Here is a 26,006-nt window from a genome sequence, read left to right on the forward strand (position 1 = left end):
AACGTACGGCCATGAGCAGCGTCGAGGAGTTCGCATGAACGAGCCCCGGTACACCGCCGGCCACCACCTGCTGAAGGACCGCACCGCCGTCATCACCGCCGCCGCCGGCGCCGGGATCGGCGGCGCCACCGCCCGCCGCTTCCTGGAGGAGGGCGCCCGGATCCTCATCGGCGACGCCCACGCCCGCCGCCTCAAGGAGACCGAGGACGCGCTCGCCGCCGAGTTCGGGGCCGACCGCGTCACCTCCCTCCCCTGCGACGTCACCGACGAGGAACAGGTACGGGCCCTCTTCGCGCACGCCGAGCAGACCCACGGCAGCCTCGACATCGTCGTCAACAACGCCGGCCTCGGCGGCACCGCCGACCTCGTCGACATGACCGACGACCAGTGGTCCCGCGTCCTCGACGTCACCCTGAACGGCACCTTCCGCTGCACCCGCGCCGCGCTGCGCTCGCTCAAGGCGTCCGGGCGGGGCGGGGTCGTCGTCAACAACGCCTCCGTCGTCGGCTGGCGCGCCCAGACCGGCCAGGCCCACTACGCCGCCGCCAAGGCCGGCGTGATGGCCCTGACCCGCTGCGCGGCGCTGGAGGCCGCCGAGTTCGGCGTACGGATCAACGCCGTCGCGCCGAGCCTGGCCATGCACCCGCACCTGGTGAAGGTGACCAGCGAGGAGCTGCTCGCCGAACTCACCGCCCGCGAGGCCTTCGGCCGGTACGCCGAGCCCTGGGAGGTCGCCAACGTCATCGTCTTCCTGGCCAGCGGCTACTCGTCGTACATGACGGGCGAAACCGTCTCGGTCAGCAGCCAGCGCGCCTAGGGGGTGTCTTGTGGATCACGCCGGGCTGATCCACAAGACACCCCCTGGCACCACAATGGGCGCGTGCCTACGAACAAGTCGACGAACCAGCCGGCGGCCGACCCGGCCCCGAAGAAGAAGCCGCAGGTGACGGCCTCGCCCGAGCGGCGCCGCGAGCTCCTCGACACGGCGGCCGAGGTTTTCGCCGCCCAGGGCTACAACGCCACCACCGTCCGCAAGATCGCCGACGCCGCCGGGATGCTCGCCGGCAGCCTCTACTACCACTTCGATTCCAAGGAATCGATGCTCGACGAGATCCTCTCCGCCTTCCTGACCGAACTCTGGGAGGGCTACGACACCGTCCTCGCCGCCGGCCTCGGCCCCAGGGAGACCATCGAGGCCCTCGTCACCGAGTCCTTCCGCGAGATCGACCGGCACCGCGCCGCCGTCGCGATCTACCAGAAGGAGTCCCGCACCCTCTCCGCGCAGCCCCGCTTCCACTACCTCTCCGACTCGCAGCAGAAGTTCGAGAAGGCCTGGCTGGGGACGCTGGAGCGGGGGGTCGCCGCGCAGGTCTTCCGCGCCGACCTCGACATCCGCCTCACCTACCGCTTCGTACGCGACACGGTGTGGGTGGCGGCCTCCTGGTACCGGCCGGGCGGCCAGCACAGCCCCGAGGAGATCGCCCGGCAGTACCTCTCGATGGTGCTGGACGGGATCGCCGTACGCCCCTGAACCGTCAAGGAGTCGTCATGCCCGAGGCCTACATAGTCGATGCCGTACGCACCCCCGTGGGGCGCCGGAACGGCGGCCTGTCCCTGGTCCATCCCGCCGACCTGGGCGCGCACGTCCTGAAGGCGCTGGTCGAGCGGTCCGGGGTGGACCCGGCCGCCGTGGAGGACGTGGTGTTCGGCTGCCTCGACACGGTGGGACCGCAGGCCGGGGACATCGCCCGGACCGCGTGGCTCGCGGCCGGCCTGCCCGAGGAGGTGCCCGGGGTCACCGTCGACCGCCAGTGCGGGTCCTCGCAGCAGGCGGTGCACTTCGCGGCGCAGGGCGTGCTCTCCGGGACCCAGGACCTGGTGGTCGCGGGCGGCACCCAGAACATGTCGATGATCCCGATCGCCTTCGCCTCCCGGCAGGCCGCCGAGCCGCTCGGCCTCACCGAAGGTCCGTACGCGGGATCGGCCGGCTGGCGGGCCCGGTACGGCGACGCCCCGGTGAACCAGTTCCACGGCGCCCAGCTGATCGCCGAGAAGTGGGGCATCTCGCGGCGCGACATGGAGGAATTCGCGCTCCGGTCGCACCAGCGGGCGATCCGGGCGATCGACGAGGGCCGCTTCTCCCGGGAGACGGTGGCGTACGGGGACGTGGTGGCCGACGAGGGCCCGCGCCGGGACACGACGCTGGAGAAGATGGCGGGCCTGAAGCCGGTGGTCGAGGGCGGCACGATCACCGCCGCCGTCTCCTCCCAAGTCTCGGACGGCGCCGCGGCCATGCTGATCGCCTCCGAGCGGGCGGTACGGGAACACGGCCTGCGGCCGCGGGCCCGCATCCACCACCTCTCGGTCCGGGGCGAGGACCCGATCCGCATGCTGTCGGCGCCGATCCCGGCCACGGCCCACGCGCTGAAGAAGACCGGAATGTCGCTGGCCGACATCGACCTGGTGGAGATCAACGAGGCGTTCGCCCCGGTGGTCCTGGCCTGGCTGAAGGAGACCGGGGCCGACCCGGAGAAGGTCAACGTCAACGGCGGCGCGATCGCCCTGGGCCATCCGCTGGGCGCGACCGGCGTGAAGCTGATGACGACGCTGCTGCACGAGCTGGAGCGCACCGGCGGCCGCTTCGGCCTCCAGACCATGTGCGAGGGCGGCGGCCAGGCCAACGTGACGATCATCGAGCGGCTGTAGCCACGACGGGGGCAGGGGCCTCGCCGGTCGGAGACCGGCGCAGGCTGCCGAAGCCCGTAAGGCCCCCTGGGGCCGAGCGGTGCGAGGGGGCCGTGGGGGAGGGGGCCATGTGCGAGGGCGGCGGCCAGGCCAACGTGACGATCATCGAGCGGCTCTAGGGGGTGTCTTGAGGTCCGCCCGGCGCCGGGCGGACCGGGCCCCTCCGCGCGGGAAGGGCGCAGGTCACACCCACTGATCGACACGACCGCGCCGAGGTGTGCTAGCTTAGAGCTCGTTGCAGTTGTGGTACCCATGAACTTTATGTGCGCCTGACGGGAATGTTCCTCAGGCGCTTTTATTGTTTTGCCGGAATCTCCGGATGGGGCCCTTTGCCGCCTATTCAGGAGATTCAAAATGGCACTTGGCACCGTGAAGTGGTTCAACTCGGAAAAGGGCTTCGGCTTCATCGAGCAGGACGGTGGCGGCCCGGACGTCTTCGCCCACTACTCGAACATCGCCACCCAGGGCTTCCGTGAGCTCCAGGAGGGTCAGCGCGTCTCCTTCGACGTGACCCAGGGCCAGAAGGGCCCCCAGGCGGAGAACATCCTCCCCGCCAACTAAGTATTTCAGCTCGCCGGGGTCCGCACCGTGAGGTGCGGGCCCCGGCTTGTCTGCTGTTTCGACCTTTGTTTTACCTGCCGGTTTCAGGAGGGCTTTCTCGCATGACCCAATCCAGCTCCGCACGACCCAGCCGCCGCCCCACCCGGGGTCGAGGTGCGGCCCAGGGGCGTCCGAAGTCTGGCGCGGGACGGCAGAAGTCCGCCCCCGTTGCCAGGCCCCAAGAATTCACCATGCCCGAACCGCTGACCCCGGCGCTCCCGCCGGTCGCCGCGTTCGAGGACATGGACATGCCCGAGGCGCTGCTGAAGACCCTCGCCGCCCAGGGCGTCACCGAGCCGTTCCCGATCCAGGCCGCGACGCTGCCGAACTCCCTCGCCGGCCGTGACCTGCTCGGCCGCGGCCGCACCGGCTCCGGCAAGACGCTGGCCTTCGGCCTGGCGCTGCTGGCCCGCACCGCCGGCCACCGCGCGCAGCCGAAGCAGCCGCTCGCCCTGGTCCTCGTACCGACCCGTGAGCTCGCGCAGCAGGTGACCGACGCCCTGGCCCCGTACGCCACGGCCGTCAACCTGCGCATCGCGACCGTCGTCGGCGGCATGTCGATCAACCGGCAGTCGGGCGCCCTGCGCCGCGGCGCCGAGGTGCTCGTCGCCACCCCCGGCCGTCTGAAGGACCTCATCGACCGCGGTGACGCCGACCTCTCGCAGGTCGCGATCACCGTCCTGGACGAGGCCGACCAGATGACCGACATGGGCTTCATGCCGCAGGTCACCGCGCTGCTCAAGCAGGTGCGGGCCGACGGCCAGACCATGCTGTTCTCGGCGACGCTGGACAAGAACATCGACAAGCTCGTCAAGATGTTCCTGCACGACCCGGTCGCCTTCTCCGTCGACCCGTCCGCCGGTGCGGTCAGCACGATGGAGCACCACGTCCTGTACGTCCTGGACGAGACCGACAAGAAGGCCGTGGCGACGCGTATAGCCGCTCGCGACGGCCGGGTGATCATGTTCGTCGACACCAAGCGCGGCGTGGACCGCATGGTCAAGAAGCTGCTGGCGGACGGCGTCCGCGCCTCCGGCCTGCACGGCGGGCGCTCGCAGCCGCAGCGCAACCGCACCCTCGACTGGTTCAAGACGGGCGAGGTCACCGCGCTGGTGGCCACGAACGTCGCGGCGCGCGGCATCCACATCGACGACCTCGACCTCGTCGTCAACGTGGACCCGCCGACCGACCACAAGGACTACCTGCACCGCGGCGGCCGTACCGCCCGCGCCGGTGAGTCCGGCAGCGTGGTCACCCTGGTGCTGCCCGACCAGAAGCGGGACATGACCCGCCTCATGTCGGACGCCGGGATCTCCCCGCGCACCGCGCAGATCAGGTCCTCCGACGCGGAGCTGGCCCGGCTGACCGGCGCCAAGGAGCCCTCGGGCATCCCCGTGGTGCTGGACGTGCCGCAGCCGACCGCGCCGAAGCCCCGCAACGGCTCCGGCTCGGGCTCCGGCTCGCGCCGCCGCTCCGGCGGACCCCGTACCGGCTCCGCCACGGGCGGCGCCCCGGCGGCCGGCGGCCGCGGCCGCCGCTCCGGCGGTGGCGGCTCCGGGCAGGCCCCGGCGGCCTCCGGGTCGGGCCAGGCCCGTCGTGGCCAGGGCAGCGGCGGCGGGGCCACCGGCTCCGCCGGCCAGGGCCGGCGTACCGGGGGCGGCGCCTCCGGTGGCGCGGCCGCGGCTTCCGCGCGCAGCCGGGTCGGCTCCGGCGGCCAGGGCCGCCGCCGGGCGGTCTGACCCCACCCGTAGAGACGTACGACCACGCCGGGCAGTGCTTTGTGAGCACTGCCCGGCGTCGTGCTGTCCGCTAGCGGACCATCTTGTTCTGGAGCCTCGCCAGCGTCCGCAGGTCCAGGCCGAGGCCGTCCGTCAGGTAGCCGTAGAAGCTGCCGTAGTCGGCCTCCAACTGCGCCGTCGCGGAGTCCAGGTAGTCCTGGCGGACCTCCTGGAGCGGGATCAGCAGGTCCGGGTTCTGCATCCGCCCGGACTGCTTGAGGCCCGCCCGCAGCTGGGCGTCGTACGCGGCGCGGAAGGTGTTCGACGCCAGGTAGTCGCGTCCGGCCGCGTCCTCGGGGACCGCCAGCGCGCGCAGCAGGACGTAGCTCATCCAGCCGGTGCGGTCCTTGCCGGAGGTGCAGTGGAACAGGAGCGGGCCCTGCCCGCCGTCCGCGATCTCCCGCAGGGTCGCCGCGAACTGCGCCCGGTTCTCGGGGCTGGTCACGAAGGTGCGGTAGATGTCGCGCATGTAGGCCTCGGCGCGGCCGCCGCCGAGCATCTGCTCCTGCTTGACGGGGTCACCGCTGGAGATCGCGCCGACGAGGGTCCCGTAGAGGCCGAGGTCGCTGACCGGGCGCGAGGTGGCAGAGAGCCCGGGCGGCAGCTTGTCGGCGCCGTCGTACTGGAGCTCCATCGGGATGCGGAAGTCGACGACCTTCGTGAGGCCGAGACCGGAGACCGTGGTGAGGTCCGCGGCGGTCAGCTTGCTCAGCGCGTCGGACCGGTAGACCAGCCCCTGGCGGATCTGCCCGCCGGTGTAGGTGCGGTAGCCGCCGATGTCCCGGACGTTGACGGCGCCCTGGAGGGGGATCTGGCGGATCGCCTCGGCCCGCAGGTGGTGGCGGAAGCCCGCGCCGGCCGCCGGCGCCGCGGATGCGGTGGCGGAGGCGGCGGGCAGGGTTCCGACGGCGAGGGCGGCGGCGGCCGCCGCGGTCGCCAGGCGGATTCTGGCACGGCTCATGGAGGCAACTCCCGTGACGGAGAAGGGGGATCACCCTGGTGGTGGCAGGGTGCGGAGCGAGTGCAGTGCTTCGAGTGCCTGTTGTGCCTCGGCCATGACGCGGGAGACGAGCTCCGCGCAGGACGGGAGATCCTCGATCACGCCCGCGATCTGGCCCGATGCCATGACGCCGAGGTCCGTACGGCCCTCGACCATGGACGCCTTGAGGAGCATGGGGGTGTTCGCGGCGAGCAGCACCTGGCTCCACGACAGGTCCTTGCCGTGCTTCATCGCGAGACCGTCGCGCACCATCTGCGGCCAGCTCAGGCCGGACAGTTTCCGGAAGCCCGCCGCGTGCCGGACCGCCCGCGCCAGCGCCCTGGCGCGGCCCGCCCGCTCCAGGGAGTCGACCAGCTCGGTGCGGAGCATCCGGTGCGGCAGCCCGTCGACGGCCGTGGTGACGGTGACGTCCTTGACCGTGGCCTTCAGGTACTCGGCCTTGACCGCGTCCGGGACGGTGGAGTCCGAGGTCAGCAGGAACCGGGTGCCCATCGCGATGCCGGCGGCCCCGTACGCCAGGGCCGCGACCAGGCCGCGGCCGTCGCCGAAACCGCCCGCCGCGACCACCGGGATGTCCACGGCGTCGACGACCTGCGGCAGAAGTACGGTCGTGGCCACGTCCCCGGTGTGCCCGCCGCCCTCCCCGCCCTGCACGATCACCGCGTCGGCGCCCCAGGCGGCCACCTTCTCGGCGTGCCGCCGGGCCCCGATCGAGGGGATGACGACCACGCCCGCGTCCTTGAGCCGCGCGATCAGCTCCCGGGAGGGCGCGAGGGCGAACGAAGCCACCCGCACCCCCTCGTCGATGATCAGCTGGGCGCGTTCGGCCGCGTCCCCGGCGTCCGCGCGCAGGTTGACCCCGAAGGGGGTGCCCTCCGGGACCCGGGACCTGACCTCCCGGACCGCCGACCGCAGCTGATCCAAGGTCATCGTCGCCGAGGCCAGGATCCCCAGGGCCCCGGCGCCCGCCGCGGCCGACACCAGGCGGGGTCCGGCGACCCAGCCCATGCCCGTCTGCACGATCGGGTGCGCTACCCCGACCAGCTTGGTGAATGCCGTCTCCATCGGCTCAGACCCGCACTTCGCGGTCGCGCAGGCCCTTGGGGTCGATGACCTCGCGGATCAGGCGCAGCTCCTCGGCGGTCGGCTCCCGCGTGTACGGGACCTGGCCGTCGACGGCCAGGTCGAAGCCGGTGGCCGACCGGACCTGATCGACGGTGACCCCGGGGTGGACGGAGACCAGGCGCATCGAGCGGTCGGGGCCGCTGAAGTCGAAGACGCCGAGATCGCTGACCACCCGGGGCAGGCGGTGGTAGCGGGTCACCCCGGCCGCCTCGGCGCGGTCGTAGCCGACGCCGCTGACCATGTCGACCCGCTCGACGAAGACCCGGGTGGAGTGCTTGGGGATCCAGTAACTCACCGGGTTGTTGAGGGTGTTGACGGGCGCCCCGCGCACCCCGAGGAGCTGGCGGGCAGGCTTCGCCCAGTCGCCGATGCAGGAGATGTTCTGGTTGCCGAAACGGTCGATCTGGCTGGCGCCCATCATCACGTGGCGCCTGCCGCCGGTGACCATGGTCAGGTGGCGCCGGTACGGGAGCCAGCCCTCGGCCGTGCCGTCGAGTCCGACGAGCATGGCCTCGCCGTCGGTCAGGAGCAGGTCGGGGGAGAAGGTCCGCTTCGCGAGCCGGGCACCGAAGGAGGGGACCAGGCCCATCGGGCTGGCGAGCACCTCGCCGTTGTCGCGCCAGGCCTCGGCACATGAGATCACACAGTATTCCGAACGACTGATCACTGCTGCTCCTCGTGCCAGGTCCGGACGGCGGACTGGTAGTCGTGCTCGCTCGCCCCCGACAGGAAGCGCTCGGCGAACTCGGGCCAGGGGGTGGTCGCGTAGAGCTTCTGGAAGGCCTCGTCGCGGTCGTAGTCGGGGACGCAGGAGGTGAAGTGCGCGCCGTTCGGGGTCTCGACGACCCCGGTGACGGAGTGCCGGCTGACGAGGAGGGACTGCGGGGGACCGGCCTTGGTGAGCTCGGCGGTCTCCACGAGCTGTTCGCAGGAGACGTACGCGGCGTCGGCGGCCTCGCAGAACAGGTCGTCGAAGTACGGGTCCGGGCCCAGGTACTGGGCGTTGCCGAGGCGGTCGGCGCGGCTCAGGTGGACCAGGGCGGCGTCCATCCGAAGGGCCGGGACGGCGACGAGCTCCTCGCCGTCGGCGTACGGGGAGGTGACGGTCCGAAGCTCCGGGTTGACCCGCATCACGTCGGAGCCGAGGCCGGCCCGGACGGGGAGGAACGGCAGCCGGTTGGCGGCGGCGTGCAGGCCCCACATGAACATGGCCTCGTCGAGCTCGGTGAGGGTGAAGGCGGCGCGCTCGCGGGCGGCCCGGAAATGGGGCTCCAGCGGGATCGAGTCGAGGGTGGCGAAGGGGGCGACGAGCCTGCGGATCCGGCCCGCGGCGGCCAGCAGGCCCACGTCGGGGCCACCGTACGAGATCACCGTGAGATCGGTGATCTCGGAGCGGAGCAGTGCTCGCACCAGGGCCATGGGCTTGCGCCGCGAACCCCAGCCGCCGATGCCGAGGGTCATACCGCTGCGCAGCTGCCCGACCACCTCTTCGGGGGTCATGCTCTTGTCGGTCATGAACTCGCTTCCTTCCCGAAAGTGTCGCGGACCCGGTCGGCGACCCCGCTGAGGTTGGCCTCGAAGGTGAAGCCCTGCTCGAAGCGGTAGCTGCGGCGCACGTCGACCGGGTCGATGCCGTTGATGGCCGCCTTGGCCAGCCGGATCAGGTAGCCGTCCTTCCGGGCGATCTCGGCGGCCAGTTCCAGGGCGGCGGCCCGCAGTTCCCCGCGGGGGACCACCTTCCAGACCGAGCCGTGCGCGTGCAGTTCGGCCGCGGTCGCGGTGCGCGAGGTGTAGTACAGCGCGCGCATCAGGTGCTGCGGCACGAGACGGGCCAGGTGGGTGGCGGCGCCCAGCGCGCCCCGGTCCAGCTCGGGCAGTCCGAAGGTCGCGTCCTCGCTCGCCACGATCGCGTCGGCGTTGCCGACGAGGCCGATGCCGCCGCCCAGGCAGAACCCGTTCACGGCCGCGACCACCGGCACCTCGCACTCGTACACGGCGGCGAAGGCCTCGTAGCAGCCCCGGTTGGCGCCGATGAGCGAGGCGTGGCCGGCGTCGCGCTGCATCTCCTTGATGTCGACACCGGCGTTGAAGCCACGGCCCTCGGCGGCGAGGACGACGCAGCGGACCTCGGGGTCGCGGCCGGCGCCGCGCAGGGCGTCGGCGAGGTCGTACCAGCCCTGCACGGGGAGCGCGTTGACGGGTGGGAAGTCGACTGTGACGAGTGCGATGCCCTTGCCCGGGCTCGAGGTGGAGACACCCATGAGAGGATCAGCTACCTTTCCACCAAACATTTGTTAGGTGAGGAAGGTAGCAGCCTATGGAGCTCGACGGGAGGGTCGCCGTCGTCACCGGCGGGACCCGGGGCGTCGGCGCCGGGATCGCCCGGTCGTTCCTCGCGGCGGGAGCCGAGGTCGTCGTCTGCGCGCGGCGGCCCCCGGAGGAACCCGTCTCCGCGGACGGCCGCAAGGCCTCCTTCGCCGCCGTCGACCTGCGCAATCCGGCGGCCGTGCAGGACTTCTTCGGCGCGGTCGCGCGCCGGTACGGGCGCCTCGACTGCCTGGTCAACAACGCGGGCGGCACCCCGTACCGGCTGCTGGGGGAGGGCGAGGCGGAACGCCACGCCAGGGTCGTCGAGCTGAACCTGCTGGCGCCGATGACGGCCTCCCTCGCCGCCTACCCGTGGCTGCGGGAGGCACGTGGCTCGGTGGTGATGATCGGCAGCGTCAGCGGCACCCGGCCCTCCCCGGGCACGGCGGCGTACGGGGCGGCGAAGGCGGGGCTGGAGAACCTGGCCCGCTCCATGGCCGTGGAGTGGGCCCCCGAGGTACGGGTGAACTCGCTGGTCCTGGGCATGGTGCGGACCGAGCTGTCGCACCTGCACTACGGGGACGAGGCCGGGATCGCGGCGGTCGGCGCGACCGTACCGCTGGGGCGGCTGGCGGAACCCTCGGACGTGGGGGAGGCGGCGGTGTTCCTGGCCTCGGGCCGGGCGGGGTACGTGAGCGGGGCGAGCCTGCTCGTGCACGGGGGCGGGGAACGCCCCGCGTTTCTGGATGCGGCAACCGTGAACAAGGAGAGCTGAGATGGCGGGACTGTGCGAAGGCAGGGTCGTGATCGTGACGGGCGCGGGGCGGGGGCTGGGGCGGGCCCACGCGCTGGCATTCGCGGCGGAGGGGGCCAAGGTCGTCGTCAACGACCTGGGAGTGGGGCTGGACGGGCTGCCCGGGCCGGATTCCCCGGCCGGCCTGGTCGTCTCCGAAATCCAGGCGCTCGGCGGGGAGGCGGTGGCGCACGGCGGGGACATCGCCACGGGCGAGGGGGCGTCCTCGCTGGTGGAGTGCGCGGTCTCGGCGTTCGGGAGGCTGGACACGCTGGTCAACAACGCCGGGTTCCTGCGGGACCGGATGCTGGTGAACCTGGACGAGGACGACTGGGACGCCGTCATGCGGGTCCACCTGAAGGGGCACTTCCTGCCGCTGCGGGCGGCGGCAGCGTGGTGGCGGGCGGAGGCGAAGGCCGGCCGGCCGGTGGCCGCCCGGGTGGTCAACACCTCTTCGGGGGCGGGGCTGTTGGGCTCGGTGGGGCAGGGGAACTACAGCGCGGCCAAGGCCGGGATCCTGGGGCTCACGCTGGTCGCGGCCGCGGAGATGGGCCGGTACGGAGTCCAGGTCAACGCGATCGCCCCGGCGGCGCGGACCCGGATGACGGAGCAGACCTTCGCGCAGACCATGGCCGCGCCGGTCGCCGGGGCGTTCGACGCGATGGCCCCCGAGAACGTCTCCCCGCTGGTGGTGTGGCTCGGTTCCGAGGCCTCGGCCGGTGTCACGGGGCGGGTCTTCGAGGCGGAGGGCGGCCGCATCACGGTCATGGAGGGCTGGCGCCCCGGCCCCACCGCCGACCGGGACGCCCGCTGGACCCCCGCCGAGGCGGGCGAGGCCACCGTGAAACTCCTCGCCGCGGCGGAGTCCCCGCTCCCGGTCTACGGCTCCTGATGGCGGCCGGGCGGAGCCCGGTCAGGCGTCCGACAGGCGGGCCGCCGCGCGGCGTTGGCGGGTGTTCGAGCCGCGGAGGAAGCGGATCACCGTTTCCAGTTCCTCCGTGGTGAACTCCCCGCACAGTCCGGCGACTTCGCGGGCCCAGTCCTCGTACACCGGCTCCAGCTCGCGGATCTTCTCCGGGCGGACCTCCACCACCACCCGCCGCTTGTCCGTGGGGTGTTCGGCCCGGCGCACGTAACCCTTGCGTTCCAGCCGGTCCACCAGCCCCGTCACCGAGGCCGGGGCCAGGCCCGACTGCCCGGCCAGGTCCTTCGCCGTGAGCGGGCCGTGGCGCAGCAGCAGGTCGATGGTCTTCGCCTCCGTCGCGCCCAGGCCGCGCCTGGCCGCCACCGCCTCGTGGAACATCACCGTCACCGCGCTGGTCTCCCGGCCGGTGCGGTTCAGCTCCTCCAGTACCGCGGCGCGGCGCGCGTCCGCCTCATCGCTCATGAAGGCACCGTACCAAGAATTTAGTTCGCACGAACGAAAGAGTTGCGATCACGCCTGCCCGCGTGTCAGTCTTTCGTTCGCCCGAACGAAATAATTCCGGAGGCCGTCATGATGACCCCCCATCCACGCCGCTGGGCCGCCGCCGTCGTCATGATGGTCGCCGCGCTCATGGACCTCCTCGACGTGACCATCGTCAACGTCGCCATCCCCTCCATCGGCCGTGACCTGCACGCCTCGCAGAGCGCCCTGCAGTGGCTCGTCTCCGCCTACCTGCTCGGCTTCGCCGCCACCCTGATCGTCTCCGGCCACCTCGGCGACCGGTACGGCCGCAAGGCGCTCTTCCTGGCCGGGACGGCGGGCTTCGGCCTCGCCAGCCTGGCCTGCGGCCTCGCCCAGAGCCCCGGCCAGCTGATCGCCGCCCGCGCCGCCCAGGGCGTGATGGCCGCCCTGCTGATGCCCCAGGTGCTCGGTTCCTTCCGCACCCTCTTCCAGGGCAAGGAGCGCGGCGCCGTCTTCGGCATGTACGGAGCCGTCGCCGGCTTCGCCGCGGCCATCGGACTGCTGCTCGGCGGCCTGCTCACCGACGCCGACCTCTTGGGCTGGGGCTGGCGCTCCGTCTTCCTCGTCAACGTGCCCGTCGCCGTGGCCACCCTCGCCGCCGGCGCGGTGCTGGTCCCCGCCACCCGCGAGCGCGGCGCCGGGCGGCCCGACCTGCTCGGCAGCATCGTCCTCGCCGCCGGCCTGATCGCCATCGTGCTGCCGCTGGTCCAGGGCGAGGCCAACGGCTGGCCGCTGTGGGGCTGGCTGTGCCTGGCCGCCGGAGTGCTCGCCGTCGTCGGCCTCGGCATCCTCGAAGCCCGGCGGCGCGGGGCGACCGTACCGCTGCTGCCCGTCCGGGCGTTCCGGCTGCCCGCCTTCTCCTTCGGCCTCGCCGTCCAACTGCTGTTCTCCGTCGGCATGCAGGGCTTCTTCCTGATCTTCGCGATCTGGCTCCAGGGCGGCGAGGGCTACACCCCGATGCAGGCGGGCCTGGTCACCGTCGCCTTCTCGGCCGGCGGCTTCCTCACCGCCCCGGCCGCCGGCGCCCTCGCCGTGCGCTTCGGCCGCCTCGTACTCGTCGGCGGCGCGCTGATGATGGCGGGCGGTTTCGCCGGGGTCTGGTACGCCGTCGCCCACTCCACCGAGGCGCACGCCGGTGCCTGGCCGCTGGTGCCCGGCCTGCTCGTCGCGGGCGCCGGGCTCGGCTTCCTCGTGGTGCCGCTGGTGAACGTGGTGCTGTCCGCCGTCCCCGCCGACATCGCGGGCGGCGCCTCCGGAATCTTCTCCACCGCCCAGCAGTTCGGCGGCGCCCTCGGCGCGGCCGTCATCGGCTCCGTCTTCTTCGGCGCCCTCGCCGGTGGCGGCCCGACCCACGCCCTGACCACCGCGATGCCCTGGGTGAGCGCCGGCTTCCTGCTCAGCGCGGTGCTGTGCCTGGCCCTGCCGCGCACTGCGATCTCACCGGAGGTGGAGGCAGGGGCGGAGGCAGGGGCGGAGGCAGGGACCGGGGCCGAGGGGCGGCCCGGGGTCGAGCCCGTGGTGGCGTAAGCGGGGTGCGTACGGGAAACACGTGCGGGCCGCGGTCACCGACCGCGGCCCGCACACGTTCCTCGGATTCCTCGGATTCCTCGGATTCCTCGGATTCCTCGGATTCCTCGGATTCCTCGGATCAGGACAGCTTGCCGTCGTAGTCCGGCAGCTTGACGGTGAGTTCGGCGTGGCCGCCGACCAGGTCGCTCGCGTTGTTCCCGATGTTGGCGATGATCGTGTAGCCGCGGCCCTCGATCTCGGCGCGCTTGCCCGTCTTGTACGCGCTCACCTCGTCGAACAGGTCCGGCAGATCACGGACGTAGAGCCCCGAGACCGGGTAGCCGACGGCCTTGAGGTTGCGCTCGGTGAGGGAGTAGATGATCCCGGGGCGGGCGGTGACGAAGAAGATCGCCACCCCGCGGTCGTTGGCGTACCGGGTCAGCTCGCGGACCTTGGCGATCGCGGGCGTCGGGAAGGTCCAGAACCAGTGGAAGTCCGTCTCCAGCGAGGAGTTGTCGATGTCGAGGACGATCGCGGGCTTCTCGCCGGCGGGCGAGGCGGCGATGCGCTGCTCGATGGCGGGGCGGACCGCGTCGATGACGGTGGCGACGTCGCGCTGCCAGGTGGCGTAGTCGATGCCGAGGATCGCCGCGTTGCCGCCGGGCGCGGAGGCCGAGACCGACGCGGGTGCGGCGGCCGGGGCCGGGGCCGCCTCGGCGGCGGTGGCGGGCAGCAGGGTCAGGACGGCGGCCGCGACGGCCACGCCGGCTGCGGTGGTACGGGTCGTGCGGGTGCGGCGGGTGCTGCGCATGGGGGGCGCTCCTCGGTCACGTCTTGGCATGTACGCGACCAGAGTTGGCCAGATTCACCCCCATGTCTACTGGCCGGTAGGAAACTTTTCGTGGCCGGGCGGTGAATCAAGGTGAATTCCGCCCCGACAGGCGCCCGGACAGGGCGCCCGGACGGTCCTAGGTGTCGCACTCCAGCACCGTGCGGCACAGCCCGCACCGGGCCCTGAGCGGCCCGCGCACCGGGAGTCGCAGCCGCTGCCCGCACACCGGGCAGGGGAAGCTCACCAGCAGCCCCGCGCCGTCCGGCTCGAAGCGGTACGCCGACCCGTCCGCCGGGGGAGTGCCGGTGCGCCGCGCCCTCGCGTACCGGCGCCGGGCGTGCGCGGAGGCGGCGGCGAGCGGGGCCCGGCGCCGCTCCCGCTCGGCCAGGGCGCGGCCGCGCACGTACGCCTCGTACGCCTGCGGGCTGCTGAACCAGGTGGAGAGGTCCTCGCCGAACAGGCCGGCGCGCCTGGCCAGGACGTAGCCGAACTCCTCCGGGGTGAGGTAGCCGAGCTTCTGGTGGGTGAGCGCGTCCTCGCGGTAGGCGTCGAGCAGCAGCCAGCCGGCCCCGAGGAACGCGGCGGCGGTGTCGGTGAGGATCTCGTTCTCCGCGGTGGTGGGCAAGCGCAGGTCCAGGCGGTGCAGCAGGACGTGGGTGACCTCGTGGGCCAGGGCGGCGGCCAGGTCGCGGCGGTGGACCCGGAAGCGGTCGCTGACCTCGACGAAGTACTCGGGGCCCGCGGCCAGTTCCACCGTGGCCGCGTCCCGCATCGGCCGGAAGGCGACCACCATGCGGGCGTCGGGCAGCCGCAGGGCGCGCACCATCGCGGAGGCCACCCGGTGGGCCCCCAGGTGTAGGTCCTCGTCGCGGCCGAAGGCCGCGTCGGCGGGGGCGAAGCTCGTGTCGTAGGCCCGGATCCCGTCGGGGGTCAGCCGGCGGAACAGCGCCGTGATCGAGGCGCGGACCGTTTCCAGGTGCGGAAATCCGTGCTCGACCGGGCTGCTGTGCCTGCTGTTCTCCGTCATGCCGCCCCCAGAGCGGGAAGTTGTCCGAAAACGCGTTCTTGATGCCCGCCATACATCAGATGTGTCATGGACTCGTCATTCACCCAATGACGCGCACGGCCCAACCCCCCACGAAAGGCAGTGTGTTGACTGTGTCTACCCTCGTGCGGTTCATGAAGCGCACCCTCGCCGTCGGCGCCGTCGCCCTCGCGGCCGTCAGCCTCCAGCCCGGCACCGCCAGCGCCGGCCCGGCCCCCGTCGTCGGCGGCACCCGCGCCGCCCAGGGCGAATTCCCCTTCATGGTCCGCCTCTCCATGGGATGCGGCGGCGCCCTCTACACCCAGCAGATCGTCCTCACCGCCGCCCACTGTGTGAACGGCTCCGGCAACAACACCTCCATCACCGCCACCGCCGGAGTCGTCGACCTCAACAGCTCCAGCGCCATCAAGGTCAGGTCCACCAAGGTCAAGCAGGCCCCCGGCTACAACGGCAGCGGCAAGGACTGGGCCCTGATCAAGCTCGCCCAGCCCATCAACCTGCCCACCCTCAAGATCGCCGAGACCAAGCAGTACGACAACGGCACCTTCACCGTCGCCGGCTGGGGCGCCACCCGCGAAGGCGGCGGCCAGCAGCGCTACCTCATGAAGGCCACCGTCCCCTTCGTCTCCGACGCCAGCTGCCAGGCCTCGTACGGCAGCTCCCTCATCCCGAGCGAAGAGATCTGCGCCGGCTTCGCCCAGGGCGGCGTCGACACCTGCCAGGGCGACTCCGGCGGCCCCATGTTCCGCCGCGACAGCGCCAACGCCTGGATCCAGGTCGGCATAGTCAGCTGGGGCGAAGGCTGCGCCCGGCCCGACTACCCCGGCGTCTACACCGAGGTCTCCACCTTCGCCGCCGCGATCAAGAGCGCCGCGGCCGCCATGTAGCACCCGCCCCTCGTCCTTCCGGCCCCCTGAGAACGGGCCGGAAGGACGAGGCCCCGCGCCCCGTGCGTACGTATCGTCGGCAGCAGTACCGCCCGATGGTCCCCTGTGCGGTTGCGGGCCGGCGCCCGCACCGGTCCCATGGGAACGAAGCGCAGGCGGCAGCGGGCGACAGTGGGGCAGGCAACGCATGGCGATCAGAGTGGTCATCGCGGACGACCAGGAAATGGTCAGGACCGGCTTCCGCATGATCCTCGAAAGCCAGCCGGACATCGAGGTCGTCGCCGACGTCGTCGACGGCGAAGCCGCCCTCACCGCCGTCGCCGAGCACCGGCCCGACGTACTGCTCCTCGACATCCGCATGCCGAAGCTCGACGGCCTCGAAGTCACCCGCCGCCTCTCCGGCCAGGACACCCCGCACATCGTCATCGTCACCACCTTCGACCTCGACGAATACGTCCACGCGGCACTCCACGGCGGAGCATCCGGCTTCCTCCTGAAAGACGCCAGCCCGGCCATGCTGGTTGAAGCGGTACGCGCCGCGGCCGTCGGCGACTCACTCGTCTCGCCCGCCATCACGGTGCGGCTGCTGCGCGAAATGGCCCCACAGACCGCGGCCACCCGGACCCGCCGCCCCGCGGAACCCCTCACGGAACGGGAACGCGAAGTCGTACGCTGCCTCGCGCGCGGGCTCACCAACGCCGAGATCGCCGCCGAACTCTTCGTCTCCCTGTCCACCGTCAAAACCCACCTGGCCAACGTCCAGGCCAAACTCGACGCCCGCAACCGCGTCGAGATCGCCGCCTGGGCATGGGAAAGCGGCCTGGCCGCCACCACGGCGTGACCCCGCCCCCGTGAGCCCCCTGGCGGGATGGGCCCGCCGCCACCCCCACACCGCCGACGCCATCCGCCTCGGCCTCTCCCTCGTCCTCCTCGCCCTCGTCACCTTCGAAGGCGTCGTCCTCGCCCGCCAGCCCAGCCTCCCCCACGCCGCCGTCTGGGCATCCGGCATCCTCGTCTGCCTCAGCGCCGCACCCTGGCCCCGCATCCCCCTCCTCACCCGAGCCTGGTTCGCCGCCGCCGTCACCTGGACCGTCACCCTCTCCCTAATCTTCGGCGACCACCCCCTCATCGTCTGGGGCGGCGGCGAGGCCATCGCCCTCCTCGTCCTGCTCTCCCAGGTCCTGCTCCGCGCCCCCGCCCGCACCGCCGCCGTCCTCGGCCCGCTCCTCGGCCTCGGCTGCATGGCCGTACCCATACGCGACACCGACCCCGGCCGCTTCACCCTCCTCTTCTCCGTCCTCACCGTCGTCGTCGGCGCCTACTCCCTCCTCCTGCGCCTCCAGTCCGACCAGCGCGTACGCGACCTGCGCGCCGTCCGCACCGCCGAACGCCTGGAACTCGCCCGCGAGCTCCACGACCTCGTCGCCCACCACGTCACCGGCATCGTCGTCGAGGCCCGCGCCGCCCGCTTCACCAAGGTCTCCGCCGAACGCGCCGCCGAGATCTTCGGCCGCATCGAAACCGCCGGCGACGAAGCCCTCGGCTCCATGCGCCGCCTCGTCAAGATCCTCCGCGAGAACGACGACGGCGAAACCACCGCAGGACACGGCGCCACCAGCCCCGTCGCCGGCCTCGCCGACATCCGCGAACTCACCGAACGCTTCTCCCGCAGCGGCCCGCCCGTCGTCCTCTACATCGAAGAAGGCCTCGAAACCCGCCTCCCCGGCCACGTGGCCGCCACCGCCCACCGCATCGTCCTGGAAGCCCTCACCAACATCGGCAAGCACGCCGCCACCGCCACCGCCGTCCGCATCGGCCTGCGCACCCTCCCCGTAGGCCTCGAAGTCCGCATCGCCGACGACGGCGGCCACCCCGCCAAACTCTCCGACAACGCCCGCGGCGGCGGCTACGGCCTCGCCGGAATGGCCGAACGCGCCGAAGCCCTCGGCGGCTCCCTCACCGCCGGCCCCACCCCCGAAGGCGGCTGGCTCGTCACCGCGATCCTGCCGCTGTGACAGGAATCGGTCACAGATCTGACCAGTACCCGTCTCACGGATCGACTGCCCCGGGAACCACCCGCCCCCGCCACGTATTCTCGGGAACCATGAACAACAGCGACATCGACAACGGGATCGACGAAACCGTCGCCGCCGAACTCGCCCGCCTGCGGGACAGCATCGACAACATCGACGCGGCCGTGGTCCACATGCTCGCCGAGCGGTTCAAGTGCACCCAGCAGGTCGGCCACCTCAAGGCCAGGCACCAGCTCCCCCCGGCCGACCCGGGCCGCGAGGCCAGCCAGATCGCCCGGCTCCGCCAGCTCGCCGAGAACGCCAAACTCGACCCGGCCTTCGCCGAAAAACTCCTCAACTTCATCATCGCCGAGGTCATCCGCCACCACGAGACCATCGCAGCCGGCGAAGACCAGACCTGACAGGCCCCGGCAGGCCCTGGACGATCGCTCGGACAGGACCTGGAACCCGCTGGGGCCCAGCCGGCCCTTGCGGCAGCATGGGCCCCATGTCCGCACTGACGCGCAACGAAGCGCAGCTCCGAGCACAGCTCCTCGACGTCCACCACTACGTCGTCGGCCTCGACCTCACCGCCGGCGACGACACCTTCGAGTCCGCCACCGTCATCCGGTTCACCGCCAACACCGCCGGAGACACCTTCCTGGAGCTGAAACCGGACCTCCTGCACTCCGTCGCCCTCGACGGCAACCCCCTCGACCCCGCCGCCCTCGACGGCAACCGCCTCCCGCTCACCGGCCTCACCGAAGGCCCCCACGAGCTGCGCGTCGACGCCCGCATGCGCTACTCCCGCACCGGCGAGGGCCTGCACCGCTTCACCGACCCCGCCGACGGGGAGACGTACGTCTACTCCCAGATGTTCATGGACGACGTCCAGCGGGTCTTCCCGGCCTTCGACCAGCCCGACCTCAAGGCCGTCTTCGAATTCACCGTCGCCGCCCCCGCCCACTGGACCGTCCTCGCCAACGGCGTCACCACACGCCTCGCCGACCGGGACACCGACGGCGCCGGCATCTGGCAGTCCGCCGCCACCCCCGTCATCTCCACCTACCTCGCCGCCGTCGCCGCAGGCCCCTGGCACAGCGTGACCACCGAACACGCCGGACTGCCCTTCGGCATCCACTGCCGCCAGTCCCTCGCCCCCCACCTGGACGCCGACGCCGACGAAATCCTCTCCCTCACCAAGGACTGCTTCGACCGCTACCAGGAAAAATTCACCGAGCCCTACCCCTTCGACTCCTACGACCAGGCCTTCGTACCCGAGTTCAACGCCGGAGCCATGGAGAACCCCGGCCTCGTCACCTTCCGCGACGAGTTCATCTACCGCTCCGCCGTCACCGACACCGAACGCCAGACCCGCGCCATGGTCATCGCCCACGAGATGGCCCACATGTGGTTCGGCGACCTCGTCACCCTCGCCTGGTTCGACGACATCTGGCTCAACGAATCCTTCGCCGAATACATGGGCTACCAGACCCTCACCGAAGCCACCCGCTTCACCGACACCTGGACCGAATTCGGCGTCACCCGCAAGGCCTGGGGCTACGACGCCGACCAGCGCCCCTCCACCCACCCCGTCGCCCCCGACCCCGACGACGTCCCCGACACCGCCTCCGCCCTCCTCAACTTCGACGGCATCTCCTACGCCAAGGGCGCCTCCGCCCTGCGCCAACTCGTCACCTGGCTCGGCGAAAAGGACTTCCTCGCCGGGATCAACACCCACTTCGCCCGCCACAAGTTCGCCAACGCCTCCCTCGCCGACTTCGTCGACTCCCTCGCCGCCCACACCGAACGCGACGTCCACGCCTGGGCCCGGATCTGGCTGCGCACCACCGGCATCGACACCCTCACCCCACAGATCGAGGAGAGCACCGACGACGGCGACGGCCCCGGCGGCTGGACCCTCACCGTCGACCGCAAGGGCAGCCGCCCCCACCGCATCACCGCCGGCGTCTACCACCACGACCCCGCCGACGCCCGCACCCTGGAGCGCACCGAACTCCTCCACCTCGACGTCCCCTCCGACGAGGTCCTCTCCGCCACCGGCCCGCGCCCGGCCCTCCTCGTCCTCAACGACGGCGACCTCACCTACGCCAAGGTCCGCCTCGACGAGACCTCCGTGGAAACCGTCCTGCGCGGCCTCTCCGGCATCCCCGACGCCCTCACCCGCACCGTCGTCTGGAACTCCCTGCGCGACATGGTCCGCGACGGCGAACTCGCCCCCGGCGACTACCTGGCCACCGCCGAAGCACACCTGCCCGAGGAACACGACCTGGCCCTCGTCCAGGGCGTCCTCACCTTCGCCCGCACCCAGATCGCCACCCGCTACGTCGCCCCCGAACAGCGCACCGAGGCCCTCGCCACCATCACCTCCATCGCCCGCGACCTGCTGCGGCGCACCGAGGACGGCTCAGACCCCGGCCTGCGCCTGACCGCCGTACGGACCCTCATCGACAGCGCCACCCAGCCCGACACCCCGGCCGCCTGGCTCGCCGACGACGCCGTCCCCGGCGGGCCCGCCCTCGACCCCGAGCTGCGCTGGCGCATCCTGGCCCGCCTCGCCGTCCTCGGCGCCATCGGGGAACACGACATCGACGCCGCCGTCGCCGACGACCCCAGCGCCACCGGCCAGGAAGGCGCGGCCCGCTGCCGCGCAGCCCTCCCCACGGCGCAGGCCAAAGCCGCCGCCTGGGACCGCCTCTTCCACGACGACACCCTCTCCAACTACCTCTTCACCGCCACCGCCCAGGGCTTCTGGCAGCCCGAACAGACCGACCTCGTACGGGAGTACGTGCCCCGCTTCTACCCCGAGGCCGTCGCCCTCGCCGCCCGCCGCGGCCCGGCCATCGGCGAAGCCGCCGGCCGCTGGGCCTTCCCGGCCTACGCCGTGGACGAGGCCAACCTCCAGGCCGGCCACGCCTGCCTCACCGACCCGGACATCCTCCCCCTCCTGCGCCGCAAACTCGTCGACCAACTCGACGACCTCGCCCGCGCCCTGAGGGTGGTCCGCACCGCTTAAGCCCCGCCGGCGATTGAGGCGCGGGGGTCTGGGGGCGGAGCCCCCGGGAAGGGGCGGGGTGGGGGAGAGGCTCCGCGCAGCGGCACCCCCGCCCCGCCCCGCAGGGATCGGCAGGGACCGTCCGGGACCGGCCGGAAATCGATCCCGGACAAACCCCGGCGGTTACCCCATTCGGGTCGGATCGTTGTACCGGCCGGGTGCCCCCGCCCCGCACCCCTCCCAGCCCCGGAGGACCCGATGACCGCGCCGCCCGGCACACTGCCCCCGCTCGCCGGCGGAGCCAACGGCCCCGCGGCCCTGCGGCCCCTCCTCGACACCGTCCTCGAAGCCCTCCGCACCGGAGCCGAGGAGCGCGGCGGGCCACTCCCGGCCGGCGGCCCCGACACCCTCGCGGCCCGCGTCCAGGCCGCACTGGGCGACGTACTCCCCACCAAGGGAACCGGGGACCACGAAGCGCTCCGGACCCTCGTCCACACCCTCGCCGCCGGCGCCGCAGACCCCGCCGACCCCCTCTGCGCAGCCCACCTGCACGGCCCGCCCCTCGCCGTCGCGGCCGCCGCCGACCTCGCCGCCAGCGCCCTCAACCCCTCCCTCGACTCCTGGGACCAGGCCCCCGCCGCCTCCGCCATCGAGGCCCTCGTCACCCGCGCACTCGCCGCCGAGTTCTACGACACCCCCCACGCCGACGCCCTCGTCACCACCGGCGGCACCGAAGCCAACCAACTCGCCCTGCTCCTCGCCCGCGAACGCCACGGCCCACGCCTCACCGTCCTGCACGGCGCCAACGCCCACCACTCCATCCCCCGAGCCGCCTGGCTCCTCGGCCTCCCCCCGGCCACCACCATCCCCACCCCCACCGGCACCCTCGACCCCGCCGACCTCGCCCGAACCCTCGCCGCCACCACCGGCCCCACCCTCGTCACCGCGACCGCCGGCACCACCGACGCCGGACTCATCGATCCCCTCCACCGCATCGCTGACCTCTGCGACCGCCACGGCGCCGACCTCCACATCGACGCCGCCTACGGAGGACCGCTCGCCCTCAGCCCCCGCCACCGCGACAAGGTCACCGGCCTCGCACGAGCCACATCCCTCACCATCGACCTCCACAAACTCGGCTGGCAACCCGTCGCCGCCGGACTCCTCGCCGTCCCCGACACCACCCTCCTCGCCCCCCTCGCCCACCAAGCCGACTACCTCAACGCCACCGACGACACCGAAGCCGGCCTGCCCGACCTCCTCGGCCGCTCCCTGCGCACCACCCGCCGCCCCGACATCCTCAAGATCGCCACCACCCTGCGCTCACTCGGCCGCGACGGCCTCACCCACCTCATCGACCACACCTGCGCACTCGCCCACCACCTCGCCACACGCCTCGACGCCCACCCCCACTTCGAACTCCACGCACCCCCCACCCTCACCACCGTGCTCTTCCGGCCCACCCACGCCGATGACACCCAGGTCGCCACCCTGCGCCGCACCCTCCTGCACGAAGGCCGCGCCGTCCTCGGCCGCACCCACGCCGACGGCCGCCTCTGGCTCAAAGCCACCCTGCTCAACCCGCACACCACCGCGGGGGACCTGGACACCCTCATCGCCCTCCTGGAAGGCAGCACCCACCGATGACCGCCCAGCTCGATGCCCCCCACGACCTCGTCGGAATCGGCATCGGCCCCTTCAACCTGTCCCTCGCGGCCCTCGCCCACGGCCTGCCGCACCAAGGAGCAGGCGAACTCGCCACCGCCTTCTACGACCAGCGCCGCGACTTCCGCTGGCACCCCGGACTCCTCATCGACGGAGCCACCCTCCAAGTCCCCTTCCTCGCCGACCTGGTCACCCTCGCCGACCCGGCCAGCCCCTGGAGCTTCCTCAACTACCTCAAGCACAAGGAACGGCTCTTCCCGTTCTACTTCGCCGAGCAGTTCCACATCCAGCGCGCCGAATACGACGCCTACTGCCGCTGGGTCGCCGGCCGCGTCCCCGGACTCCACTTCGGCCACCAGGTCGACGCCGTCCGCTGGAACCCCGAACGCGACCTCTTCGAAGTCGACTTCACCCAACTCGACCCCGACGGCGAAGCCGAAGCCCTCGGCCGCACCTACACCCGCCACCTCGCCCTCGGCATCGGCACCGCCCCCTACATCCCCGAACCCCTGCGCCCCCTCGCCGAAGCCCCCACCGTCCCCGTCATCCACTCCGCCGACTACCTCGACAACCGCCAACGCATCCTCAGCGCCGAACACGTCACCGTCATCGGATCAGGCCAGTCCGGCGCCGAAGTCTTCCTCGACCTCCTGCGCGCCCGCCCCGCCGGCCGCGAACGCCTCACCTGGCTCGCCCGCACCCCCTCCTTCGCCCCCATGGAGTACTCCAAGCTCGGCCTCGAACACTTCACCCCCGACTACACCCGCTACTTCCACGCCCTGACCGAACCCGTCCGCGACAAGCTCGTCCCCGCCCAATGGCAACTCCACAAGGGCATCGACGCCGACACCATCGCCGCCATCCACGACGAGCTCTACCGCCGCACCCTCCACGGCGGCTGGCCCGACACCGTCCTCACCCCCGGAGTCAGCGTCCGCACCGCCGGCCGCGTCGCCACCACCAAAGTCGAACTCCACCTCGAACACGTCGAACAAGGCACCCGCTCCCGCCTCACCACCGACGCCGTCATCCTCGCCACCGGCTACAAGGAACGACCGCTCACCAGCCTCCTCGCAGGCCTCGACCCCTACCTGCGCAAGGACTCCTCCGACCGCCCCCGCATCGACGACCGCTACCGGATGATCACCGACCCCGCCGTCACCGGCAGCATCTTCGTCCAGAACGGCGAACGCCACACCCACGGCGTCGGAGCCCCCGACCTCGGCCTCGCCGCCTGGCGCAGCGCCGCCATCCTCAACACCCTCACGGGCAAAGAGCCCTACCCCCAGCCCACCCGAACCGCCTTCACCACCTTCGGCCTCGACCAGCGGGAGCACACCCGCCCCCAACCCGCAGGCGAACTGCTCCCACTGGTCGAACACCCCTAGGAAGACCGCCGATCTAGAAGACCGGCACACCCTCCCGAGTCAACCGCCACGCCACCGAAGCGAACTGCGCCGGATCCACCGTCCCCTTCGCCTTCACCCACTGGATGATCGTGTTACGGATCTCGTCCGAATCCGCCCACAACTGCCTGGCCTGCGGAACATGCGGGAAGTTCCCGCCACCCGAGGCCCGGTAGTTGTTCACCGCCAGCACGAACTGCCCCGCCGGATCCACCGGCTTCCCCTCGAACGACAACCCCACGATCCGCGAACCCACCGGCTGCGCCACATCGATGTCGTACGTGAACCCGTACACCGCGTCGTAGTTGTAGTCCGGCGTGCCCTCGGAGTTCGTCAGCTTCGCCGGATCCACCACCTCACCCGGCGCCGTCCGCACGTAATACCGCGCCGAATACTCCAGATAGTCCTTCACCTGCGCACCCGTGAGCAGCCGCGCCTCCAGCGTGTTCTCGAACGGGTACAAGCCCGCCGCATCCCTGATCGTCACCTGCCCGGCCGGGATCGCCGCCGTACGCGAGAAGCACGAAGCCTGCGACACCACCGGAAGCCCCGCCCACTGCGTACCGGAAAGAGCCGCCCGCACCGTCTCCGCCTGCACATGGTTGATCAAATCGATGATCGCCACGTCCTTGACCGGACCCTCCGCCGCAGACATCGCCTGCGTCGAGGTACCGATCACCTGGTTCACATACGCCACGACCTTGCGGTGCTCGTCCGACAGCAACCGCGCGATCTTCGGGTCCTCCGCGACCGTGTTGGAGTTCAACACCTTCGCCGCGACCTTCGCCACCGACCAGCGGCCCTTCTCCCACACCAGCTCGAAGTCGAACAGCGTCAGCCGCTGCCCCCACTTCAGCGGCTCCGACAGCACCACGTCCTTGCCGGACGCCTTGTTCTTCACCCGGTACTCGGGAATCTCCGTGTGCGCATGGCCCACCAGGATCGCGTCGATCCCCGGCACCTGCTCCGCCACCAGCCCCGCCGCGTTCTCGACGTACGGCAGCTGGTCCCCGTACGAGGACGTCCCGCTCGACCCCGAATGCGCCGACACGATCACCACATCGGCGCCCATCGAACGGAGCTTCGGCACGTACTTCGCCGCCTGCTCCTCCAGCCCCGGGAACGTCATCTTGCCCTGCACGTTCGCCTTGTCCCAGATCGCGATCCCCGGGTTCGTCAGCCCCAGCACCGCCACCTTCACGTCCCGCCCGCAAGGCGTCCGCAGCCGGTGCATGCTGTACGGCGGGAACGCCGGCCGCAGCGTCTTCGCATCCAGCGCGTTCGCCCCCAACAGCGGGAAATCACACTGCTCCTCGAACTTCCGCAGCACCGGAATCCCGTAATTGAACTCGTGGTTCCCCAGCGCCGCCGCGTCATAGCCGATCGCGTTCATCGCCTGCGCCATCGGATGCACCGGACCCCGACGCGCCGTGATCGGGTCCACCTTCGCGTAGTAGTACGAAAGCTGCGTGCCCTGGATCGTGTCACCCGCATCGATCAGCAGGGTGTTGCGCCGCCCCTTCTCCGCCCGCACCTGGTCCACCAGCGTCGAGATCTTCGCCAGACCGACGTCGTTGTGCGCCTTGTCGTCGAACTCCTTGTCCGTGAAATAGTCCCAGTTGAAGACATTCCCGTGCAGATCGGTCGTCCCCATCACCGTGAACGCATACGTACGCGGCCCCGGTCCCTTCACACCCTCCTGCGCGGCGGCCGGGGTGCTCGTGGCCCCCGCCAACGCCACGGCCGCACCTGTCGCGGCCGTGGTCCCCAGAAAAGTCCTGCGGTCGAACGCCATGCCATCTCCCCTTTTGAGGCCTGAACAACGCGCGTAGATTCTGA

General features: G+C 71.7%; 24 protein-coding genes. 15 read left to right on the top strand and 9 right to left on the bottom strand.

Going from position 1 to position 26,006, the window contains the following annotated elements:
• Positions 1 to 34 precede the first annotated feature (34 nt).
• From OHA89_RS27255 to OHA89_RS27275, 5 genes are all read left to right on the top strand, one after another.
• Positions 35 to 817: an SDR family oxidoreductase gene (locus OHA89_RS27255; protein WP_266610303.1), complete on the top strand. Its 783-nt coding sequence runs from the start codon at positions 35 to 37 to the stop codon at positions 815 to 817.
• Positions 818 to 880: 63 nt separating this feature from the next.
• Positions 881 to 1,531: a TetR/AcrR family transcriptional regulator gene (locus OHA89_RS27260; RefSeq protein WP_374199302.1), complete on the top strand. Its 651-nt coding sequence runs from the start codon at positions 881 to 883 to the stop codon at positions 1,529 to 1,531.
• Positions 1,532 to 1,548: 17 nt separating this feature from the next.
• Positions 1,549 to 2,706 carry an acetyl-CoA C-acetyltransferase gene (locus OHA89_RS27265; RefSeq protein ID WP_406367320.1) on the top strand — a complete coding sequence of 386 codons (1,158 nt, stop codon included), beginning with the start codon at positions 1,549 to 1,551 and terminating at the stop codon, positions 2,704 to 2,706.
• Positions 2,707 to 3,099: 393 nt separating this feature from the next.
• Positions 3,100 to 3,306: a cold-shock protein gene (locus tag OHA89_RS27270; protein ID WP_030707191.1), complete on the top strand. Its 207-nt coding sequence runs from the start codon at positions 3,100 to 3,102 to the stop codon at positions 3,304 to 3,306.
• Between the two features lie 101 nt (positions 3,307 to 3,407).
• A complete protein-coding gene (locus OHA89_RS27275; protein ID WP_266610308.1) occupies positions 3,408 to 5,084 on the top strand; it encodes a DEAD/DEAH box helicase in 1,677 nt (558 codons plus the stop codon).
• Positions 5,085 to 5,154: 70 nt separating this feature from the next.
• Here the strand turns inward: OHA89_RS27275 and OHA89_RS27280 are convergent, their stop codons facing one another.
• Genes OHA89_RS27280 through OHA89_RS27300 form a run of 5 tightly spaced genes read right to left on the bottom strand, consistent with a single transcriptional unit; the run spans position 5,155 to position 9,509 of the window.
• Positions 5,155 to 6,084 (bottom strand): tyrosine-protein phosphatase, encoded by a 930-nt coding sequence (locus tag OHA89_RS27280; RefSeq protein WP_266610310.1) that lies wholly within the window; start codon positions 6,082 to 6,084, stop codon positions 5,155 to 5,157.
• A gap of 30 nt (positions 6,085 to 6,114) precedes the next feature.
• Positions 6,115 to 7,188, bottom strand: a complete 1,074-nt coding sequence (locus tag OHA89_RS27285; RefSeq protein ID WP_406367321.1) for an NAD(P)H-dependent flavin oxidoreductase — start codon at positions 7,186 to 7,188, stop codon at positions 6,115 to 6,117.
• Between the two features lie 4 nt (positions 7,189 to 7,192).
• A complete protein-coding gene (locus OHA89_RS27290) occupies positions 7,193 to 7,915 on the bottom strand; it encodes a CoA-transferase subunit beta (RefSeq protein WP_266610314.1) in 723 nt (240 codons plus the stop codon).
• Positions 7,912 to 8,763, bottom strand: coding sequence for a CoA transferase subunit A (locus tag OHA89_RS27295; RefSeq protein WP_215149963.1), 852 nt, complete (start codon positions 8,761 to 8,763; stop codon positions 7,912 to 7,914). The genes OHA89_RS27290 and OHA89_RS27295 overlap by 4 nt, the downstream gene beginning before the upstream one ends.
• Complete coding sequence (locus OHA89_RS27300; RefSeq protein WP_266610318.1) at positions 8,760 to 9,509, bottom strand: enoyl-CoA hydratase family protein; 750 nt, start codon at positions 9,507 to 9,509, stop codon at positions 8,760 to 8,762. Before OHA89_RS27300 ends, OHA89_RS27295 begins: the two co-directional genes overlap by 4 nt.
• A gap of 56 nt (positions 9,510 to 9,565) precedes the next feature.
• Here OHA89_RS27300 and OHA89_RS27305 point away from each other — a divergent pair, with 56 nt between their 5' ends.
• Both OHA89_RS27305 and OHA89_RS27310 read left to right on the top strand, forming a co-directional pair.
• Complete coding sequence (locus OHA89_RS27305) at positions 9,566 to 10,330, top strand: SDR family oxidoreductase (RefSeq protein WP_266610319.1); 765 nt, start codon at positions 9,566 to 9,568, stop codon at positions 10,328 to 10,330.
• Position 10,331: 1 nt separating this feature from the next.
• The gene (locus tag OHA89_RS27310; protein ID WP_266610321.1) at positions 10,332 to 11,240 is read left to right on the top strand and encodes an SDR family oxidoreductase; all 909 of its coding nucleotides are present in this window, start codon (positions 10,332 to 10,334) and stop codon (positions 11,238 to 11,240) included.
• 21 nt (positions 11,241 to 11,261) lie between these two features.
• On the opposite strand, the gene OHA89_RS27315 is transcribed toward OHA89_RS27310, so the two are convergent.
• Positions 11,262 to 11,735 (bottom strand): MarR family winged helix-turn-helix transcriptional regulator, encoded by a 474-nt coding sequence (locus OHA89_RS27315; protein ID WP_215149958.1) that lies wholly within the window; start codon positions 11,733 to 11,735, stop codon positions 11,262 to 11,264.
• 108 nt (positions 11,736 to 11,843) lie between these two features.
• Between OHA89_RS27315 and OHA89_RS27320 the strand changes: the two genes are divergently transcribed.
• A complete protein-coding gene (locus OHA89_RS27320) occupies positions 11,844 to 13,322 on the top strand; it encodes an MFS transporter (RefSeq protein WP_406367322.1) in 1,479 nt (492 codons plus the stop codon).
• A 121-nt stretch (positions 13,323 to 13,443) separates the two neighbouring features.
• Here OHA89_RS27320 and OHA89_RS27325 read toward each other — a convergent pair whose 3' ends face one another.
• Both OHA89_RS27325 and OHA89_RS27330 read right to left on the bottom strand, forming a co-directional pair.
• Positions 13,444 to 14,115, bottom strand: a complete 672-nt coding sequence (locus OHA89_RS27325) for an HAD family acid phosphatase (protein WP_215149956.1) — start codon at positions 14,113 to 14,115, stop codon at positions 13,444 to 13,446.
• Between the two features lie 157 nt (positions 14,116 to 14,272).
• Complete coding sequence (locus OHA89_RS27330; protein WP_266610324.1) at positions 14,273 to 15,163, bottom strand: hypothetical protein; 891 nt, start codon at positions 15,161 to 15,163, stop codon at positions 14,273 to 14,275.
• Positions 15,164 to 15,315: 152 nt separating this feature from the next.
• Here OHA89_RS27330 and OHA89_RS27335 point away from each other — a divergent pair, with 152 nt between their 5' ends.
• The 7 genes from OHA89_RS27335 (at position 15,316) to OHA89_RS27365 (ending at position 24,149) form a co-directional block, all read left to right on the top strand.
• The gene (locus OHA89_RS27335; RefSeq protein WP_266610326.1) at positions 15,316 to 16,068 is read left to right on the top strand and encodes a serine protease; all 753 of its coding nucleotides are present in this window, start codon (positions 15,316 to 15,318) and stop codon (positions 16,066 to 16,068) included.
• A 187-nt stretch (positions 16,069 to 16,255) separates the two neighbouring features.
• Positions 16,256 to 16,909 carry a response regulator transcription factor gene (locus tag OHA89_RS27340; RefSeq protein WP_266610327.1) on the top strand — a complete coding sequence of 218 codons (654 nt, stop codon included), beginning with the start codon at positions 16,256 to 16,258 and terminating at the stop codon, positions 16,907 to 16,909.
• Positions 16,910 to 16,919: 10 nt separating this feature from the next.
• Entirely contained in the window at positions 16,920 to 18,083 is a 1,164-nt protein-coding gene (locus OHA89_RS27345; protein WP_323186022.1) for a histidine kinase, read from the top strand.
• A gap of 89 nt (positions 18,084 to 18,172) precedes the next feature.
• Positions 18,173 to 18,502 (top strand): chorismate mutase, encoded by a 330-nt coding sequence (locus tag OHA89_RS27350; protein WP_215149952.1) that lies wholly within the window; start codon positions 18,173 to 18,175, stop codon positions 18,500 to 18,502.
• A gap of 86 nt (positions 18,503 to 18,588) precedes the next feature.
• The gene (gene pepN / locus OHA89_RS27355) at positions 18,589 to 21,117 is read left to right on the top strand and encodes an aminopeptidase N (RefSeq protein ID WP_406367323.1); all 2,529 of its coding nucleotides are present in this window, start codon (positions 18,589 to 18,591) and stop codon (positions 21,115 to 21,117) included.
• 237 nt (positions 21,118 to 21,354) lie between these two features.
• Entirely contained in the window at positions 21,355 to 22,743 is a 1,389-nt protein-coding gene (locus OHA89_RS27360; RefSeq protein WP_257556783.1) for an aminotransferase class V-fold PLP-dependent enzyme, read from the top strand.
• Entirely contained in the window at positions 22,740 to 24,149 is a 1,410-nt protein-coding gene (locus OHA89_RS27365; RefSeq protein ID WP_266610332.1) for a lysine N(6)-hydroxylase/L-ornithine N(5)-oxygenase family protein, read from the top strand. The genes OHA89_RS27360 and OHA89_RS27365 overlap by 4 nt, the downstream gene beginning before the upstream one ends.
• Positions 24,150 to 24,162: 13 nt before the next feature.
• Here OHA89_RS27365 and OHA89_RS27370 read toward each other — a convergent pair whose 3' ends face one another.
• Entirely contained in the window at positions 24,163 to 25,962 is a 1,800-nt protein-coding gene (locus OHA89_RS27370; RefSeq protein ID WP_406367324.1) for a bifunctional metallophosphatase/5'-nucleotidase, read from the bottom strand.
• Positions 25,963 to 26,006: the final 44 nt, after the last annotated feature.

Origin of the sequence: Streptomyces sp. NBC_01546 (assembly GCF_045208355.1) — a bacterium.
Classification (GTDB): Bacteria; Actinomycetota; Actinomycetes; order Streptomycetales; family Streptomycetaceae; genus Streptomyces.